This window comes from Nocardia asteroides, assembly GCF_021183625.1.
In the GTDB taxonomy this organism is placed as follows: domain Bacteria; phylum Actinomycetota; class Actinomycetes; order Mycobacteriales; family Mycobacteriaceae; genus Nocardia; species Nocardia asteroides_A.
Genome location: NZ_CP089214.1, coordinates 713,291 through 730,036 on the forward strand (window position 1 = coordinate 713,291; position 16,746 = coordinate 730,036).

Below are 16,746 nucleotides of genomic sequence, written 5' to 3' on the forward strand. Positions count from 1 at the left end.
CCCACCTGCCACGATAGGCAACGGCGCTCAGGCGGAGCGACCGATCCGCGCGGCGTTGGGCGGAGTGACGACTCCCCTGCGCGCCTGCTGGGGCGCATCACAAGCGCGGCCGTCGGCGATGTCCGGAATGGAGTACAGCCCGGGGCCGCGGCCGGACTCGCGGATATCGTCGAGCATGTCGTGCGCGCGCGCGGCCAATTCCGGAATGCGCCCGGTGGCGCCCGCGGTGACGGCGGCGGTGAGCGGCACCTCGGCGGCCTCGCTGAGCACCGCGAGCGTCTCGGTGCGCATGGTCGCCGCGGTCAGCGCGGCATCGGCGTCCAGCGGGACGAGCACGGTGCCGCCGTGGGTGCCGAGCAGCGCGAGCGCCCTGGAGCCGAAGGGGTTGGCGAGCGCCGCCTGCACCCGGCGCAGCTTGCGCCGCGCCACCGAGGCGGCGCCGAAGCCGCGCTCCTCGTCCGGATGCGGGGGAATAGCCAGTGCGACCACCTGGTAGGAATCGGCCACCCGGATCCCGCTCTGCCGCGCCATCCGGTGCACCCCGTGCCCGCCGAGGAGCGCGGCGACCATGGTCTGCGCGGCGGTCTGATGCTCGCGAGCGACCGCCCGGTGCTCGTCGGCGTAGGCCGCGGAGGCGAGCACGGTGACCCGCTCCAGCGCGCGCAGCAGCAGCTCGGCGCCCTCGACCACCGGCAGCGCCTCGGGCCCCGACTCCTCGGCCAGCAGCGCCAGCCCGGCCCGCACGCCGTCGTGGCAGGCCTCCAGCACCGCCTCGAGCGGGACGCCCTCGCGTGCCCAGCGCGCCGCCGACCCGCCCGGATCGGTCGCGGCGGCGGTGCTGCGCGGGCGCAGCGACCGCGCCGTCTCGGCGAGCAGGGTGCGGGCGGCGTCGGCGACGTCCCCGCCGGGCAGCGTCCGCCCGCGGGTGAGATGTTCGACGAGTTTCGATTCCAGGCTCGCCGCGCTGGTTCCGTGTGTGCCCACCATGACTACCGAAGGCTAGCGATCCGGAGCCGGAATGCACCCGCTCCGACCCCTTGTTGCACCCAAGTCATCAGCCCGCCGCCGAGCCCTTGGGGGGAATCACAAGCAGATCACGATGCCCGCCGGAATATGGGCCGAGGATACGCGGTGCCGTGCGGTAATCCACCGGGGACCAGGGGTCCAGCCGGGTAACGAAAATTCGGAATGGCGCGGCCGCGAAAGGGATCCGGCCGGTCGACATTCGCCGCATTGTTGCCGAAGCGTGACGGAGACGCAGCGCCGGCCGCGCATTCCCGGCGCTGCGCCGCGCCTACGATAAACCCGCAGGAGACCGGAGCGCGGCAGCGGCGGGCATTTGTGGATACCTTCATGACGCGGCGCCGCGGCGCACAGGGGCCGCACACAACGCGCGACGCCGCCCCGGCTGTGAAGTGTCAAGGAATCACCCCGGCCCCTGCCCCGCGGGGCGCTGACCGCTAGCATCGGGCCTTCGCCCGCCGACGGGCACGGGCGACGCCGAGAGTTCGAAGAAGGTAGACGAGTAGACGATGAGCGGTACCCGAGAGAAGCTGGAACAGCTGCAGGCCGTCCTCGAGCTGGCCGGGGAGCCGGCGGGCGAGGCGGGGATCGCCAAACGCAAGGCCAAGGAGATCCCGAGTGCCCGCGAGCGGGTCCGGATGCTGCTCGACCCGGGCACCTTCGTCGAGATCGGCGCGCTCGCGCGTCAGCCCTACACCGACAACGCCATGTACGGCGACGGCGTCGTCACCGGCCGCGGCTACATCGACGGCCGCCCGGTCGTCGTCGTCGCGCACGACCAGACCGTGTTCGGCGGGTCGGTCGGCGAGATGTTCGGCCGCAAGGTGGCGGCCGCGCTCGACTTCGCGCTGCAGAACGGCTGCCCGGTGGTGGCGATCAACGACTCCGGCGGCGCCCGGATCCAGGACGCGGTCACCTCGCTGGCCTGGTACGCCCGGATGAGCAGGCGGCAGGAGGAGCTCTCCGGCTTCGTGCCGCAGGTCTCGATCATGCTCGGCAAGTGCGCGGCGGGCTCGGTGTACGGCCCGGTGAACACCGACATCCTGGTCGCCACCGAGAACTCCTACATGTTCGTCACCGGCCCCGAGGTCATCAAGGCGGTCACCGGCGAGGAGGTGACGATGGAGGAGCTCGGCGGCGCCCGGGTGCAGGCCGACAACGGCACCATCCACCACGTCGCCACCACCGAGCGCCAGGCGTTCGACTGGGCGCGCAAGTACCTCAGCTACATGCCGACCAACTGCCTGGAGGCCCCGCCGCTGGTCAACCCCGGTCTGGAGCCGGAGCTCACCGACTCCGACCGCGAGCTGGACACGATCATCCCGGACTCGGACCGCGCGGGCTACGACATGCACGAGATCATCCTGCGCTGCTTCGACGACGGTGACTTCCACGAGATCGCCGAGGACAGCGCGCGCAACCTGATCGTCGGCTTCGCCCGGGTCGACGGCCGCGCGATCGGCGTCGTCGCGAACCAGCCGATGCAGCTCGGCGGCGCCATCGACGCGGCGGCCTCGGACAAGGCCACGCACTTCATCCGGCTCTGCGACGCCTTCAGCCTGCCGCTGGTCTTCCTGGTCGACAACCCGGGCGTGCTGCCCGGCGTCGAGGAGGAGCGCAACGGCGTCATCAAGCGCGGCGGCCGGTTCTTCCGCGCGGTGATCGAGGCGACGGTCCCGATGGTCACCGTCGTCATCCGCAAGGCCTACGGCGGCGGCTACGCGGTGATGGGGTGCAAGCAGCTCGGCGCCGACATCAGCCTGGCCTGGCCGACCGCGCGGATCGCGGTCATGGGCGCGGAGAGCGCGGTCGGCATCGTCGGCAAGCGGCAGCTCATGAAGGTGCCCGAGGAGCAGCGGGCCGCGGTCCGCGATTTCATGATCGACCAGTACAACACCACCACCGCCACCCCGTGGATCGCCGCCGAGCGCGGCTACATCGACGCGGTGATCGAGCCGTCGTCCACCCGGCTGGAGATCCGGCGCGCGCTGCGGCTGCTGCGCGAGAAGGAGCTCACGAAGCGGCACAACCCGCGCAAGCACTCGCTCTTCCCGGTGTAGGCGGGGTCAGGCGCCCGCGCCGCCCGCCCAGGGCGCGCAGGCCCATTCGCGATCCCAGGCGCGCGAGCGTTTGCGGTCGAGCGCGACGCGCAGCGCGAGGTAGCCGCCGCCGCAGAGCAGCAGCGCGGCGAGCAGCACCCCGGCGGTGAGCAGGACCGCGCGGCCGAGCGGCCTGGCCGCGGGCGGCGGCTCGACCGGCTCGCCCGCGGCGTTCAGCCAGACGGTCACCTCGCCGCCGGGCGTCAGCAGCCCGGTGGCGCGGTGCACCGAGGTCCGCTCGGCGCCGTCGAGCCCGGTGAAGCGCACGGTCGCGCTGGAGACCGGGGCGTAGAGCGGTGCGTGCTCGGCGGTGAGCACGGTGGCCCGCACCGGGTGCAGCTTCGCCTGCTCGGCCGCGGCCGCGCGCACCTCCGCCCGGTACACCGGCCCGGCGACCAGCAGCGCGGCCAGCGGCAGCGAGGCGAGGAAGGCCAGCAGCAGCAGCGCGGCGAGCACCGTCTGCATGCGGTCCTCCGGGCGGCGCATGGGGTTGCGGTCCAGCCCGGCGCGCCTGCAGGTGCGGCGCAGCGGGCCCGTCTGCCGGACGCTCATGTCAGGGACTCCTCGGGAAGACGGCCCGCCGCATCGGCGACGAGCAGCAGGTGCGCGTCGAAGAACTCGCCGACCAGCCGCGGCAGCGCGTCCGGGTCGTCCCCGGTCGCCCAGGTCTGGAAGGCGGCGAGCAGTACTCCGGAGCCGGCCGCGACGGCGGCGGCCGGGCGCCGGTCGACGGCGGGGTCGACGCCGAGCCGCGCGGCCAGGATCTCGACGGCCGCGCGCTGCCCGGACAGCCGGATGCGCTGGTAGCCGGTGAAGAGCCGCGGCTCGCTGTCGAAGCGGCGGAAGACCACCCAGCGTCTGGTCCACAGCGGGACGTCGCCGTCGCCCTGCCCGGCGGCGGCCAGCCAGACGTCGACCGCGCTGCGGTAGGCGAGCAGCGGGGGTTCGGGGAGGGGCCGGTCGCGCAGCGCCGCGTTGAAGACATCGACGTCGCGGTCGATATCGCCGAGCACCGCGTCCTCGATGGAGGCGAAGTGCCTGCTGAAGGTGCGCCGGGTGACCCCGGCCCTGCCCGCGATGTCCTCCACCGCCACCCCGGCCAGCCCCCGCTCGACCAGCAGGTCGAAAGCGGCACGCGAGAGCGCGGTCCGGCTGCGCCGGGTGCGCTGTCTGCGGCCGTCGAGGTCGACATCGTCGTCGCCACTCATGCCCGGAGTGTAGCGCGCTATTGTCCCGCGGAGACATAACTTCGCCGAACCGGCCCGGCAGTGCTATTTCACAACGAAACACGATCCGCTGCGGTATATTTCACGAATTTTGCGGAATCGGCCCGGCTTCCCCTCGGGCAAATTATGCGCCGCTTTCTCCGTCCGAGACGGCGAAACGACGTTCCTGCCCGTGAATTTCACTCTCTCCGCCAGCCTGACCAGGGATGACGGGACGGCACTTGACCAAGTGTGTGTCCACGGTTACAAATAAAATTCCCGCCGACCCGAGCTCTTCGAACCGGCCGACGAGAAGTGCAAGCGCTTGGTTACCGACGTAATAGACGTGGTCGCGGAGTTCCCGGTCGACCGCAAGGCAGTATCGGATCTGCTGCGGATCCCGGATACCTACCCGCGGCTGTTCCCCGGCATCGGCGCGTGCGACCCGCTGGAGACGGTCGAGGGCGACCCGGTGGTCCGCTTCCGGGTCGGCACCCCCGCGACCGAGATCCGCACGCACGTGGTGCGGATGACCTCCGCGCGCGACGGCGACAGCATCGAGCTGCACTGCCCCGCGCAGGGCAGCTTCACCTCCATCCGGCTGGAGGGCGACCAGCACCGGACCCGGGTGACGGTCACCTTCTTCGCGCCCGCGCGCATGCACCCCGGCCTGGCCGAGCTGCCCAACTCCGCGGTGGCCGACTGGGCCGTCCGCGGGTTGAAGCGGGTGGCCGACCTGCTGCTCGGCGCTCCCACCTCGGTGGCGGTCAACGGCGAGGATGCCCCGCTGCGCAGGCGCGCCGACATCGCCAGGCAGGTGGTGGCCGGCGGCGTCCTGCGCACCTACCGCCCGGACTCCGCGCTGCGGCAGTGGCGCAGGCTCGCCGAGTACGGCTTCAACCTGGCGGGCGGGTACGCCTCCGGCGCGGTCCGGGTGCCGAACCGGCCCGCCGTCGTCGACGCCTGGGGCTCGCGGACCTTCGCCGAGATGCACCGGCGCACCGAGCTACTCGCCGCCGCCATGGCCGAGGCCGGGCTCGGCGCCGGTGACGCCGTCGGCATCCTGGCCCGCAACCACGGCGCCATGGTGGAGACCATGGTCGCCGCGGGCAAGCTCGGGGTGGACGCGGTGCTGCTGAACACCGGGCTGCCCGCGCGCCGGATCGAGGAGATCGTGCAGCGCGACCGGCTGGAGGCGCTCTTCGTCGACGCCGAGTACGACCACCTGGTGCAGTACCTGCACACCGACCTGCCCCGGTTCCGCACCGAGAACGTGCCCGGCGACGACCGGAACGTCACCACCGAGGACCTGATCGGCGACGGGCACCGCGAGTACCGCAAGCCGGTGCAGCCGGGCAGGCTCGTCGTGCTCACCTCCGGCACCTCGGGCACCCCGAAGGGCGCGCGCCGCCCGCACCCGAAGGGGTTCGCGACGGTCGCCGCGCTGATGTCCCGGATTCCGCTGCGCAGCGACGAGAACATGCTGATCCCGGCGCCGCTCTTCCACACCTGGGGGCTGGCCGCGCTGCAGCTGAGCACCGCGATCCGGGCTACCGTGGTGCTGCCGGACCGGTTCGACGCGCAGGAGTGCCTGCGGCTGGTGCACGAACACCGGATCACCACGCTGATCGTCGTGCCGATCATGGTGAACCGCATCCTGGACCTGCCCGCCGGCGTGCGCGACCGCTACGACACCTCCAGCCTGCGCATCGTCGCGAGCTGCGGCGCCCCGCTGGCCGGGGCCACCGTGCTCGACTTCATGGACACCTACGGCGACATCCTCTACAACGTCTACGGCTCCACCGAGGTCTCCTGGGCGACCATCGCCGACCCGGACGACCTGCGCACCTCCCCCACCACCGCGGGCCGCCCGCCGCTCGGCACCAGGCTGGGGGTGCTCGGCCCGGACCGCAAGCCGCTGCCGGTCGGCCGGATCGGGCGGGTCTTCGTCGGCAACCACATGCTCTTCGACGGCTACGTGAACTCCGCGCCGCCGGACGAGGCGGACGGCATGCTCGACACCGGCGACCTCGGCTACCTGGACGCCACCGGCAAGTTGTTCATCGCGGGCCGCGACGACGAGATGATCATCTCCGGCGGCGAGAACGTCTTCCCGCGCCCGGTCGAGGAGGCGCTGGCGCATCTGCCGCAGGTGAGCGAGGTGGCGGTGGTCGGCGTCCCGGATCGGGAGTACGGCCAGCGGCTCGCCGCCTTCGTGGTGAAACGGGAGGGCGCGGGGCTGGATTCGGACATGGTGCGCAACTACGTGCGGCACCGGCTGAGCCGCTTCTCGGTGCCGCGCGACGTCACCTTCCTGAGCGCGCTGCCGCGCGGCGAGACCGGCAAGATCCTCAAGCGGATGCTGGTCGGGGCCGGGGGTGACCCGCCCCTCCCTCCCCCGGCCCTGGGGACGGCGATGCCCTGATCGATCAGGGCAGCTGAGCGCGCCCGACCCGGAGGTCGGGAACCGGCAGTGCGGACCCGGGGCACAACACCAGCGAATCGCCGGGGGCGGCCGGGAGCGCGCCCCGGCGGGGCGGCTCCTCGGCGGCGGCGAGGACCGGGAGCCCGTGCCACGGGCGGCCGCACCAGCCGTGCGGGCAGCGCGGAAAACCGGCGCCGGCTAGGGGTTCCGGCGCGAGCCTGCCCAGTGCCTCCAGGAAAGTTCCCGACCTGCCCATGGTCATCACCCCGTCTTCGCCGGTCGCGGCCTTGCACCCGATGGAGTGTCATTCTGCGGGTTCGGCAACCGATCCGCAACCATGTCGGGTCAGTCCCACCAGAGCCGCCAGATCGGCCGGAGCAGCCGCTCGGCCACCCCGTCCAGGGAACCGTAGTCCTGGTGCACCGCGTCCGGGCAGTAGGCGAACGCCTCGCGCGCGCCGCGGTCGTAGCGGCCCGGGTCGTCGGCGTCGCTCAGGTCGATGTCCGCGCGCACGGGGTCGCCGCCGTCGCGGGTGGTGAGCACGGCGGCGCCGTTCAGGGGGCCTGCCACGGCTTCCGGCTCGCCGGGGTGGTCGAGCGTGGAGCGCTCGATGAGGATCGGCCGGAAGCCGGTCTGCTCGAAGCGGTCGCGGAAGGCGCGCCACAGGTCGCAGGCCGGGTAGCCCGACGCCACCTCGGCCACCCACACGCTGCCGCCGTCGAGTTCGGTGCCGGGGACCGGGGTGAAGCCGGCGGCGCCGAGTTCGGTGTCGGCGGTGAGTAGTTCGCGCAGTGCGGCGTCGCGGCCGGGTGGGCCGGCGTCGGCCGGGACAGGGGGGTCGGGGATGAAGCGCGGTGCGGTGGTGTCGATGGTCATGGGGCCTCCGGTCGGCGATGTGCGGCGACCGTAGCGGGCGGGGGTGACAGCCACGGAAATGCCCGCGGGTGCGCGGTGCGGCCCCGGTAGGCTCGATAGCACCGCGCGCGGGCGCGGAGCGGGGAGGGATCACATGCTGTACGTACTGGCGGCGTTCGTTCTGGTGTTCGGGATCGGGCTGGGGAGCGCGGTCCATCCGTTGCTCGGGATCGTGCTGATCGTGCTGGCGGCGCTGCTGGTCGCGCTCGCGGTGGTGCGGTCGCAGCGGGGGCAGGCGCACAGCCGGTCGGCGTCCCGGCGCCGGGCCGGGCGGGACAGCGCCTGGGGTGCCGGCTTCCTCATCGACGGCGGCCATCAGGGGCACGGCGGCCACGGTCCCCACGACGGCGGCGGCTCGAGCTGTGGTGGTGGCTCGAGTTGCGGCGGTGGCTCGAGTTGCGGCGGTGGTGGCGGTGGCTGCGGTGGCGGCGGCGGTGGCTGAGCCGCCGCACACGCGGCCCGCGCGGTAGGTTCCCGGTGAACTCACCGACGAGGAGCCGCGCATGACCGATGCCGATCTGCGGGAGCGGGTCGCCGCCACCGCCCGCCTCCTGGCCGCGGAGGGGCTGCTGATCGGCACCGCGGGCAATGTCTCGGCGCGCTCGGGCGATCGGATCGCGGTCACCGGAACCGGGGTCGTGCTCGCCGAGTGCACCGCCGACGCCGTCACCGAGGTCGCCCCGGACGGCGCGCTCCTGGCCGGTCGGCTGCGCCCGACCTCCGAGCTCGACCTGCACCTCGGCATCTACCGCGACACGCAGGCGGGCGCCGTCGTGCACACGCACGCCCCCGACTCCACCGCCGTCGCCTGCCTGGCCGGGCTGACCGCGCTCCCCGTGCTGCACTACCAGCAGCTGCTGCTCGGCGGCGCGACCCCGATCGCGCCGTTCGCCCCCTTCGGCACCCCGGAGCTGGCCGCGCACGTCCGCGCCGCGCTCGCGGGCAAGCAGGCGGCGCTGCTGGCCAACCACGGCGCGGTCGCGCTCGGCGACACCCTGGAGAAGGCGCTCGACAACGCGCTGCTGCTGGAGTGGGCGGCGGCGCTGTTCGCCAGGACCACCGCGATGGGCAGCCCGCGGGTGCTCACCGCGGCCGAGCAGGCCGCCGTCGTCGAGCAGGCCGTCCGCCTGCGCTACGGCACGATCCAGGAGAACCCGGATGACTGAGCTCAGCATCGCCACCGTCGGCATCCACGTGCTCGACGTGCACGTCGTGGGGATCGAGTCGATTCCGCGAGGGTCGGACGGCGCGCTGGTCGAGTCCATCGGCTTCTCCCCCGCGGGCACCGCGGGCGGCACCGCGGTGGTGCTGTCCCGGCTCGGCGCGCGGGTGCGCACGCACGGCGCGGTCGGCGCCGACCCGCTCGGCCGGACGCTCACCGCGCTGCTCGGCGGCTACGGCGTCGACACCGGCGGGCTGATCACCGCGGCCGCCGCGCAGACCTCCGGCTCGGTCATCCCGGTGCGTCCCAACGGGGACCGCCCGGCCTGGCACTGCGTCGGCGCCAATGCCGCCTTCACCCCCGCCGACCTCGCCCCCGACGCGCTCGACGGCATCGACCACCTGCACCTCGGCGGCCCCGAGTTCCTCGGCGGGGAGGCGGCCGGGCAACTGCTCTCCGAGGCTCGCGAGCGGGGCATCGGCACCTCGGTCGACATCCTCGCCCCCGGCGATCCCGGGCTGCTGCGGTGGATCGCGGGCGCGTTGCCGCACACCGATTTCCTGCTGCCCAACGACGAGCAGGTGCGCGGCTTCACCGGCACCGATGATCTCGAGGCGGGGGCAAGGGCGCTGCTCGAGCACGGGGTCGGGTGTGTCGCGCTGACCCGTGGTGCGGCGGGCGCGCTGGTCGTCACGCCGGAGGCCACGGTCGAGGTGCCCGCGTTCGCCGTCGACGTCGTCGACACCACCGGGTGCGGGGACGCCTTCTCCGCCGGGTTCGTCACCGGCTGGCTGAGGTATCGGGATCTCGGCCGGGCGGCGCGGCTCGGGTGCGCGGTGGCGGCGCAGGTCGCCCAGGGGGTCGGCACCGGAGCCGGGGAGTACGACCTCGCCCGGGTCGAGGAGTTCGCCGTGGCGGCCCCGACGCGGTAGGTCACTTCGGGGCGGTGAGGTCGTACAGGGTGACGTCGCCGAGCTGGATCGGGGTGAAGGTGTCCCGCACCCACTCGGTGATCCGGGTGCCCTCCGAATCCCGGTTCCGCCCGGGGCCGGTGGCGAGGAACCAGTGGATGTCGCCGTCGGCGACGTACGCCTGGAAGGCGGCCAGGGTGGGCGAGGGGTCGCCGCCGGAGAAGCCGCCGATCGGCATGACCGGGACGTCGGCGGCGAGCTGGTAGTCGGCGGCGGTCATCGAGGCGACGGTCGCCGCGGGCCAGCGGAAGTTGCCCGCGTCCGCACGGAGTTTCGCGATCACGAGCGGGTCGGGCGGGGCGCCCATCGGACCGCGACGTCCCGGATCATGCTGCGCAGCCTGGTTCGGAGCCGCTCCGCTCGCCGGACCGCCCGCGTCCGGGCCCGGCGCTCCGCCGGGCGCTCCGGTCCACTCCGGTCCACCGCCGGGCCCACCGGTCCACTCCGGTCCACCGGAGGGCGCTCCGGGCCCGCCGAAGGGCACGCCCGCGCTGCCCGGCATGCCGAGCGGCGCACCATCCGGCCCGCCACCGGACGGCGGGCCCGGGAACCCGCCCCCGGTGTTCGGCCCGGCCAGGACGATGCCGCCCCGGTGCGGACTCGACACCGTCTGCAGCACATACGCGACCGGCCCGGCCAGCCCCCCGACCGCGACGGCTGCCACCGTCGCGACTACGGCAGCCCGCCGCCGGAACCCGCCGAGCACGCCGACAACCCCGAGCACCGTCGCCGCGACGACCACCCATCGCAACCAGGGCACGAACCCCTCGGCCCGCCCGAGCAGCACGAACGCGGTCACCCCGGTCGACAGCACCGCCACCCCCAGCGCGACCCGCACCCACACCACGTCCCGCGAACGCCACCCCAGCACCCCGCCCGCACCGATCGCCCCGGCGAGCGCGGGCGCGAGCGCGACGGTGTAGTACTCGTGGAAGATCCCGTGCATGAAGCTGAACACCACCCCGGTGACCAGCCCCCACACCCCGAACAGCACCAGCGCCGCGCGCCGCGGATCCCCCCGCTCGGCCCGCCCGCACAGCACGATCCCCACGACCACCAGCACCACCGCGGCCGGAACGAACCACGCGATCTGCCCGCCCACGGAGGCGTCGAACAACCGCCCGATCCCCGGCGCCCGCCCGAACGGCCCGCCACCGGGCGGCCTTCCGGGTTCGACCGTGCCGAAGTTCCCCAGCCGATCCAGCCCGTTGTACCCGAGCGCCAGCTCGATGGTCGAATTATGTTGCGAGCCGCCGAAATACGGTCGGCTTCCGGCGGGCCGGAGCACCGCGATCAGCAACCACCACCCGGCACCGAGCACCAGTCCGCCCGCGGCCGCGAAGAGCCGCGCGACCCGCCGCGGAATCCCGCCGCGCGCCGCCATCAGGTAGGTCACCACCAGCGCGGGCAGCACCAGCATCACCTGCAACTGCTTGGCCAGGAACCCCAGCCCGACCAGCACTCCGCAGAGCACCAACCACCGCACCCGGTCGTCCGCCACCGCCCGCAGCAGCGCCCAGCAGGCGGCGAGCATGAGGAACACCAGCAGCGCGTCCGGATTGTTGAACCGGAACATGAGCGCCGCCACCGGCGTCACCGCAAGCACCAGCCCCGCCACGAACCCGGCCGCCGGGCCGAACCGCCCGCGCACGATCACCCACAGCAGCGCCACCGACCCGACCCCGAGCAGCACCTGCGGCAGCAGCATGCTCCAGCCGGAGAAGCCGAAGAGCCGGGCGGAGAGCTCCATCGGCCAGAGCGCGGCCGGTGTCTTGTCGACGGTGATCGAGTTGCCCCAGTCCGAGGAGCCGAAGAGGAACGCGGTCCACGACTTCGTGCCGGACTGCACCGCGGCGGCGTAGAAGCTGTTCGCCCAGCCGTTGGCGCTCAGATTCCACAGGTAGACCAGTGCGGTCCCGGCGAGCAGGGCCGCGAGCGCGAGCCGTTCGCTCCGGCGGGCGGGCGCGGGCACGGTGGATGGCATTCGTGGATTCTGCTGGCGGAGCTTGGCAACGACCTCCCGGTTCCCTGGGAGTTTCCTGGCAATGCCGGTTCAGCGGTCGAGCGCGGCCCCGCTGTCGAGGTACAGCACGCCGTCGGCCGCGTCGACGAGGGGTTGGTCGAGCGGGGCGTAGCCCTGGTCGGGCCTGGTATCGGTGCGGGTCAGGGCGGGCGCGACCGTCGCGGTCAGCCCCCACGCCGGGAACTCCCGCCGCAGGGTTCCCTCGTACGTGCCCGGCTCGGGCGCGCCGAGCCGGAGCGCGTCGCTGCTCCCGAGACTGCCGAGCAGCACCCGGTACCGCGCGCCGAGCAGCGCATCGGCGATAGCGCCCGCCGACCACCAGCCGAGCTCCATCCCGGCCATGCGCATGCTGCTCGGATTGCGTTGCAGGTGCGCGTTGTTCGCGAAGACCAGGGTGGGCCCGCGGTCCGCTTCCAGGTCGCGGATGTCGAGCAGGTTCCGGGCCATGACCTCGTCCCTGGTGGCGAGCAACCCGGAGATCCGAGCGCCCTCCCCGACCCGCCGCGCGGCTTGCCGGTGGTAGCGCAGCAGCCCGATCCCGGCGGTGAGGTGGGTGCGGGCCCGGTGCCAGGCGGCACGGGAGGTCGCCGCGATCAACTCGGGGGCGCGGGCGTGCAGGGTGCCGAGCAGGTCGTCGGCCAGGGCGCGCAGCCGGGCGGCCTCCGCGCTGTCGCCGATCGACCGGGTGGCGTCCAGGATCGCCTCCGGCCGGTCCCAGCGCTCGTCGGGACCGAAATCGGTTCCGGCCAGGTCGATGTCGAGGTATCCGGCGGCGTACTCGAGGTACCGGCGCGGGCTGGGCGCGGTGGTGTTCTCGGTCGGGGCGTCGAAGCCGTGGAAGGAGAGGCGATCCCCGGCGGGGCGGCCCTCGTTGTAGGCACGCATCCGGGCGACCAGCTCCCGGTTCGGTTCCAGTGCCCCGAAGCCGTGCGAGAAGCCGGCGCGCAGGACGTCGGCCGGCGTCCCGGTGCCGTCGCGCACGAAGTCGTCGACCGCGAGCGCGGCCACCCGGTCGGTCTCCAGCGCGATGGAGCGGAACCCCAGCCGCACGAGGGTGGCGAACAGGTCGTTGCGGAGATGTCCGAAGACGGGCTCCTGATGGGTCGGCTCGCCCAGTCCGAGCAGCGTGCACGACGGGGTGAGGAAATCTCGGATGTCCTGACTCATGCCACTGAATCGTATCCTTGAACGAGCGGGTGAAGGTTCGTCTATGAACACCGATGATCTGGGAGGTAAAGTCTCCAATCGGTGACAACACTGCGCCCCTCCAACCTGGCCCGCGAGCACGGCATCTCCACCCAGGCCGTCCGCAACTACGAGCGCGACGGCTTCCTCCCGCCTGCCGAGCGCACCCCCAGCGGCTACCGCATCTACACCCAGCGCCACGCCGCCGCGCTGCGCGCCTACCTCGCCCTCGTCGCCGCCACCGGCCACGAACCCGCGGGCAGGATCATGACGGCACTGCACGCGGGCGACGTGGAGCTGGCACTGGCCGTGCTCGCCGACGGGCACACCCGCTTCCTCCGCGACCGCGACACCCTGGACCAGGTGCGCCGGGCGATCGGCCACCTCACGGCGCAACGCGAACACCAGGGAATCTCCGGCATCCGCAGTATCGGCGAACTCGCCCACCGGCTCCGGCTCAGCCCCGCCACGCTCCGCACCTGGGAGCGTGCGGGCATTCTCGTCCCGGGCCGGGATCGGGCGACCGGGCACCGGATCTTCCGCGCGGCCGATGTCCGCGATGCCGAACTCGCGCACCTGCTGCGCCGCGGCGGCTACCCGCTGCGGCACATCGCCACGGTGGTGGACCAGGTCCGCACGGCGGGCGGCACCGGGGAACTCGCCGCCGCGCTCGACGGCTGGCAGCGGGCACTCACGGCACGCGGACGCGCCCTGCTGCGCGCGGCGGCCAGGCTGGACGCCTACCTCGAAGGGTGAGCGGGCGTGTGCGTCCCGACCGGGCCGGGAGTCGAACCCGAGAGACCAGATAACCGGCCGGCTCCGGCCCGCTCGCAGTCGACTGTAGAGCACGCGGCGCGGCGGTGACCACGCCTTTTCTCGGAAACCTGGGATCGGTAGGGCGCGCAACCCTCCTACCTTCATCTCAACGGCCGAACCGGAAGCCGGACAACCCGAGAACGAAGGAACGAAAACCCATGCGCATCAACCGCCTCGCCGCCACCACCGCCGCCGCGGCCGCCGCCCTCGCCCTGCTCGTCACCGGCTGCAGCGACAACAGCACCGACAACCCGGCCCCCACCAGCAAGGCCGCGCCCGCCGCCCCCTCCGCGGGCAACTCCACCGCCAAGGTCGACGGCACGACCGTCGACGCCCGCTTCGACACCACCTGCGCCAAGCAGGGCGGCACCCTCGCCCTGGCCCTCACCGACCTGAACAACACCACCTACGGCAACTTCAGCGTCTCGGCCACCCTCCAGGGCGAGGACACCGTCCAGGCCGTCGCCATCGCCGGAACCAAGGGCGGCAACAGCGGCACCCCCTACGCCGTCGGCTACGGCGCAGGCGCCCCCGGCGGCTCGGCCAAGGTCACCAAGAACGGCACCACCTACACCGTCACCGGCGAAGGCGTCGGCGGGGTCGACCTCACCAACCCCCTCGCAGGCCCGAAGAACATCCCCTTCGAGATCACCTTCGCCTGCACCACCGTCGTCAACGGCTGAACCGCCGATCCCGGTGTCCCCCTTGGGCACCGGGGTCGTCGCGGTTCCGGGGCCCGCGGCGGGCCACGCTGCTATCCTGGCTGCTCGCCGGTCGGCTGCCCGCCCGGCGGGGAACGCCATCGGCCGCAGCGCGGCGGCACCTTCGATGGTGTGCTCGTGCGATGCTCGAGGGGTCTGGTTGATGTGACGCGCGGCGAACGTTCCATCTTCGCTCGGTCGTGGCGGGAGGCAGTGAGCACCACCGGGGTCGCGCTCCCCGAGGTCGTGTTCGAGGCGCTGACCGGCCACGCCATCCGCGATCTCACCGCCGAGCCGTTCGCGCCCGCCGCAGGCGCCGGGCTGGGCGCGGCGCTCGTCGACGCCGGGCTCACCGATCCGGCCGCGCCGATCGCCTCCGCGCCGGTGCTGCTCGCCATCGCGGGCAGCGTGGGCCGGGCCGAGGTCGCGGCGGGGTATCTGGTGGCGCTGGGTCAGGGGCATCAGGCGCGGCGCACCGAATCGGTACTCCCGGACGAGCGGGCGCGCCGGCTCCGCATCCTCTTCGACAACTCGGCCGCCGCCATCGCCATCGGCGACACCGAGGGCCGCATCCTCGAGGCCAACCGCAGCCTCGCCGACATGATCGGCATCGCCCCCGACGCGCTGGACGGCATCTCGGTCTACGACTTCGCGCACCCCGACGACCACGAACACATCCGCACCCTGCTCTACGAGCAGCTGATCCCGGCCGGAAAGGGCACGGTCTCGCTCAAGCAGCGGCTGGTGCGCGCGGACGGCTCGATCGGCTGGATGAACATCGGCATCACCTTCGCCAAGGGCACCGCCGACGGCGACCCGGACTACCTGGTCGCCGTCGGCGCCGACGTCACAGACCAGTACCGGCACCAGGCCGAGCTGCACCACCAGGCCAGGCACGACCCGCTCACCGGCCTGCCCAACCGCAGGCACCTCATGGAGACTGTCAACCGCTACAGCGCCACCGCCGACGACGGCGCGCTGGCCGGGCTCTGCTTCCTCGACCTCGACCGCTTCAAGCAGATCAACGACCGGTTCGGGCACACCGTCGGCGACAAGGTACTCTCCGCGGTCGCCGCCCGCCTGCACGCCGACACCCGCGAGCACGGCGACCACCTGATCGCCCGGATCGGCGGTGACGAGTTCGTCGCGCTCATCACCCCGCCCACCACCGCCGACCGCGTCGCCGCCATTTCCCGGCGGCTCGCCGCGGTCTTCCGCGAACCGGTGCTCGCCGACGGCCACCGGCTGCCGGTGACCGCGAGCATCGGCACGATCACCACCCGGATCGCCCGCAACGGCGCCGAATCGCTGCTCGCCGCCGCCGATGCCGGGCTCTACTACGCCAAGCGCAATCGTTCGTCCGAACCGGTCCCCGCGCCGGACCCGAACGCCTTCGATGCCGCCGCGGCGTTCGAGCTGGCGCAGGCCGTCACCCGGCCCCTGCGCTGATGACCGATCCCCGGCTGCTCGACCACGCGGCGCTCGAGCAGTCGTCGGTGGTGGCGAACAACGCGATGAATCGCGGACGGGGGCTGTCCGGGGTGAACAGCTACACCCGCGACCTCGGCTTCGACCCGTTCGCCCTGCTCGGCTCGCGGCTGCCCGCCACGGTGAGCTGGATCGACGTGTGCTGCGGTTCGGGTCGAGCGCTACTCGAAGCGGAAGCCCGGTTCGCCGCGGAGTTGCCGGACGCCGACGTCACGCTGCTCGGCATCGACCTGGTCGGCTACTTCCAGAGTTCACCGCGAACCTCTCGGCTGCGACTCCACACCGCCAGCGCGCACGACCGGCACCCCGCACCCCCCGCCGACCTCGTGACCTGCGTACACGGACTGCACTACATCGGCGACAAACTAGCCCTCCTGACCACCATGGCCGGCTGGCTCACCCCCGGCGGAACCCTCGCCGCCCACTTCGACCCCGGCAGTATCCGGCACCGCGACGGCTCCTCGGCGGCACGCCACGTGCTCGCCGAATTCCGCAGCGCCGGAATCGACTACGACAACCGCAAACACCTCGTCACCGCGCGCGGCCCGGCTACACCGCACTTCCCGGCAACCTACCTCGGTGCCGACGACAAAGCGGGCCCCGGCTACACCGGCCAGCCCGCCGTCACCTCGTACTACGACTGGTGATCGCGCGGCCCGATCCGTGCGGGCAGCCGTTGCCGCCTTCCGCTTCGGCATCCTGGCGGACGGCGGGACCGTCCCGGTCGTCGGTG

General features: G+C 73.1%; 16 protein-coding genes. 9 read left to right on the forward strand and 7 right to left on the reverse strand.

What is annotated here, in order from left to right:
- Nucleotides 1-27: 27 nt before the first annotated feature.
- Nucleotides 28-987: a transcriptional regulator gene (locus LTT61_RS03545; protein ID WP_233018481.1), complete on the reverse strand. Its 960-nt coding sequence runs from the start codon at nt 985-987 to the stop codon at nt 28-30.
- A 545-nt stretch (nt 988-1,532) separates the two neighbouring features.
- On the opposite strand from LTT61_RS03545, the gene LTT61_RS03550 reads away from it, so the two are divergent.
- The gene (locus LTT61_RS03550; protein WP_233018482.1) at nt 1,533-3,083 is read left to right on the forward strand and encodes an acyl-CoA carboxylase subunit beta; all 1,551 of its coding nucleotides are present in this window, start codon (nt 1,533-1,535) and stop codon (nt 3,081-3,083) included.
- Between the two features lie 6 nt (nt 3,084-3,089).
- Here the strand turns inward: LTT61_RS03550 and LTT61_RS03555 are convergent, their stop codons facing one another.
- Both LTT61_RS03555 and LTT61_RS03560 read right to left on the reverse strand, forming a co-directional pair.
- Nucleotides 3,090-3,674 (reverse strand): hypothetical protein, encoded by a 585-nt coding sequence (locus LTT61_RS03555; RefSeq protein WP_233018483.1) that lies wholly within the window; start codon nt 3,672-3,674, stop codon nt 3,090-3,092.
- Nucleotides 3,671-4,330, reverse strand: coding sequence for a TetR/AcrR family transcriptional regulator (locus LTT61_RS03560; protein WP_233018484.1), 660 nt, complete (start codon nt 4,328-4,330; stop codon nt 3,671-3,673). The genes LTT61_RS03555 and LTT61_RS03560 overlap by 4 nt, the downstream gene beginning before the upstream one ends.
- A gap of 322 nt (nt 4,331-4,652) precedes the next feature.
- Here LTT61_RS03560 and LTT61_RS03565 point away from each other — a divergent pair, with 322 nt between their 5' ends.
- Nucleotides 4,653-6,752 carry an AMP-binding protein gene (locus LTT61_RS03565; protein WP_233018485.1) on the forward strand — a complete coding sequence of 700 codons (2,100 nt, stop codon included), beginning with the start codon at nt 4,653-4,655 and terminating at the stop codon, nt 6,750-6,752.
- A 4-nt stretch (nt 6,753-6,756) separates the two neighbouring features.
- Here the strand turns inward: LTT61_RS03565 and LTT61_RS03570 are convergent, their stop codons facing one another.
- Both LTT61_RS03570 and LTT61_RS03575 read right to left on the reverse strand, forming a co-directional pair.
- The gene (locus LTT61_RS03570; protein WP_233018486.1) at nt 6,757-7,014 is read right to left on the reverse strand and encodes a hypothetical protein; all 258 of its coding nucleotides are present in this window, start codon (nt 7,012-7,014) and stop codon (nt 6,757-6,759) included.
- Between the two features lie 83 nt (nt 7,015-7,097).
- On the reverse strand, nt 7,098-7,628 hold the full coding sequence (locus tag LTT61_RS03575) for a DUF4253 domain-containing protein (protein ID WP_233018487.1): 531 nt from the start codon (nt 7,626-7,628) through the stop codon (nt 7,098-7,100).
- Between the two features lie 133 nt (nt 7,629-7,761).
- On the opposite strand from LTT61_RS03575, the gene LTT61_RS03580 reads away from it, so the two are divergent.
- The 3 genes from LTT61_RS03580 (at nt 7,762) to LTT61_RS03590 (ending at nt 9,761) form a co-directional block, all read left to right on the forward strand.
- Nucleotides 7,762-8,109: a hypothetical protein gene (locus LTT61_RS03580; protein ID WP_233018488.1), complete on the forward strand. Its 348-nt coding sequence runs from the start codon at nt 7,762-7,764 to the stop codon at nt 8,107-8,109.
- A 61-nt stretch (nt 8,110-8,170) separates the two neighbouring features.
- On the forward strand, nt 8,171-8,833 hold the full coding sequence (locus LTT61_RS03585) for a class II aldolase/adducin family protein (protein WP_233018489.1): 663 nt from the start codon (nt 8,171-8,173) through the stop codon (nt 8,831-8,833).
- Nucleotides 8,826-9,761 carry a carbohydrate kinase family protein gene (locus LTT61_RS03590; protein WP_233018490.1) on the forward strand — a complete coding sequence of 312 codons (936 nt, stop codon included), beginning with the start codon at nt 8,826-8,828 and terminating at the stop codon, nt 9,759-9,761. The genes LTT61_RS03585 and LTT61_RS03590 overlap by 8 nt, the downstream gene beginning before the upstream one ends.
- Nucleotide 9,762: 1 nt before the next feature.
- On the opposite strand, the gene LTT61_RS03595 is transcribed toward LTT61_RS03590, so the two are convergent.
- Together LTT61_RS03595 and LTT61_RS03600 are read right to left on the reverse strand one after the other, a co-directional pair.
- Nucleotides 9,763-11,784 (reverse strand): glycosyltransferase family 39 protein, encoded by a 2,022-nt coding sequence (locus LTT61_RS03595; protein WP_233018491.1) that lies wholly within the window; start codon nt 11,782-11,784, stop codon nt 9,763-9,765.
- Between the two features lie 69 nt (nt 11,785-11,853).
- Nucleotides 11,854-12,990: an erythromycin esterase family protein gene (locus tag LTT61_RS03600; protein ID WP_233018492.1), complete on the reverse strand. Its 1,137-nt coding sequence runs from the start codon at nt 12,988-12,990 to the stop codon at nt 11,854-11,856.
- Nucleotides 12,991-13,071: 81 nt separating this feature from the next.
- On the opposite strand from LTT61_RS03600, the gene LTT61_RS03605 reads away from it, so the two are divergent.
- The 4 genes from LTT61_RS03605 (at nt 13,072) to LTT61_RS03620 (ending at nt 16,660) form a co-directional block, all read left to right on the forward strand.
- Nucleotides 13,072-13,764, forward strand: a complete 693-nt coding sequence (locus LTT61_RS03605; RefSeq protein ID WP_233018493.1) for a MerR family transcriptional regulator — start codon at nt 13,072-13,074, stop codon at nt 13,762-13,764.
- A 218-nt stretch (nt 13,765-13,982) separates the two neighbouring features.
- A complete protein-coding gene (locus tag LTT61_RS03610; protein ID WP_233018494.1) occupies nt 13,983-14,507 on the forward strand; it encodes a lipoprotein LpqH in 525 nt (174 codons plus the stop codon).
- A 231-nt stretch (nt 14,508-14,738) separates the two neighbouring features.
- Nucleotides 14,739-15,974 carry a sensor domain-containing diguanylate cyclase gene (locus LTT61_RS03615; RefSeq protein WP_233018495.1) on the forward strand — a complete coding sequence of 412 codons (1,236 nt, stop codon included), beginning with the start codon at nt 14,739-14,741 and terminating at the stop codon, nt 15,972-15,974.
- Complete coding sequence (locus tag LTT61_RS03620; RefSeq protein WP_233018496.1) at nt 15,974-16,660, forward strand: class I SAM-dependent methyltransferase; 687 nt, start codon at nt 15,974-15,976, stop codon at nt 16,658-16,660. Before LTT61_RS03615 ends, LTT61_RS03620 begins: the two co-directional genes overlap by 1 nt.
- Nucleotides 16,661-16,746 lie beyond the last annotated feature (86 nt).

Excerpts from the sequence above, each read along its gene's own strand:
- LTT61_RS03545 (WP_233018481.1), bottom strand. The coding sequence starts at position 987 with ATGGTGGGCACACACGGAACCAGCGCGGCGAGCCTGGAATCGAAACTC.
- LTT61_RS03550 (WP_233018482.1), top strand. The coding sequence starts at position 1,533 with ATGAGCGGTACCCGAGAGAAGCTGGAACAGCTGCAGGCCGTCCTCGAG.
- LTT61_RS03555 (WP_233018483.1), bottom strand. The coding sequence starts at position 3,674 with ATGAGCGTCCGGCAGACGGGCCCGCTGCGCCGCACCTGCAGGCGCGCC.
- LTT61_RS03560 (WP_233018484.1), bottom strand. The coding sequence starts at position 4,330 with ATGAGTGGCGACGACGATGTCGACCTCGACGGCCGCAGACAGCGCACC.
- LTT61_RS03570 (WP_233018486.1), bottom strand. The coding sequence starts at position 7,014 with ATGACCATGGGCAGGTCGGGAACTTTCCTGGAGGCACTGGGCAGGCTC.
- LTT61_RS03575 (WP_233018487.1), bottom strand. The coding sequence starts at position 7,628 with ATGACCATCGACACCACCGCACCGCGCTTCATCCCCGACCCCCCTGTC.
- LTT61_RS03580 (WP_233018488.1), top strand. The coding sequence starts at position 7,762 with ATGCTGTACGTACTGGCGGCGTTCGTTCTGGTGTTCGGGATCGGGCTG.
- LTT61_RS03585 (WP_233018489.1), top strand. The coding sequence starts at position 8,171 with ATGACCGATGCCGATCTGCGGGAGCGGGTCGCCGCCACCGCCCGCCTC.
- LTT61_RS03590 (WP_233018490.1), top strand. The coding sequence starts at position 8,826 with ATGACTGAGCTCAGCATCGCCACCGTCGGCATCCACGTGCTCGACGTG.
- LTT61_RS03595 (WP_233018491.1), bottom strand. The coding sequence starts at position 11,784 with ATGCCATCCACCGTGCCCGCGCCCGCCCGCCGGAGCGAACGGCTCGCG.
- LTT61_RS03600 (WP_233018492.1), bottom strand. The coding sequence starts at position 12,990 with ATGAGTCAGGACATCCGAGATTTCCTCACCCCGTCGTGCACGCTGCTC.
- LTT61_RS03610 (WP_233018494.1), top strand. The coding sequence starts at position 13,983 with ATGCGCATCAACCGCCTCGCCGCCACCACCGCCGCCGCGGCCGCCGCC.
- LTT61_RS03620 (WP_233018496.1), top strand. The coding sequence starts at position 15,974 with ATGACCGATCCCCGGCTGCTCGACCACGCGGCGCTCGAGCAGTCGTCG.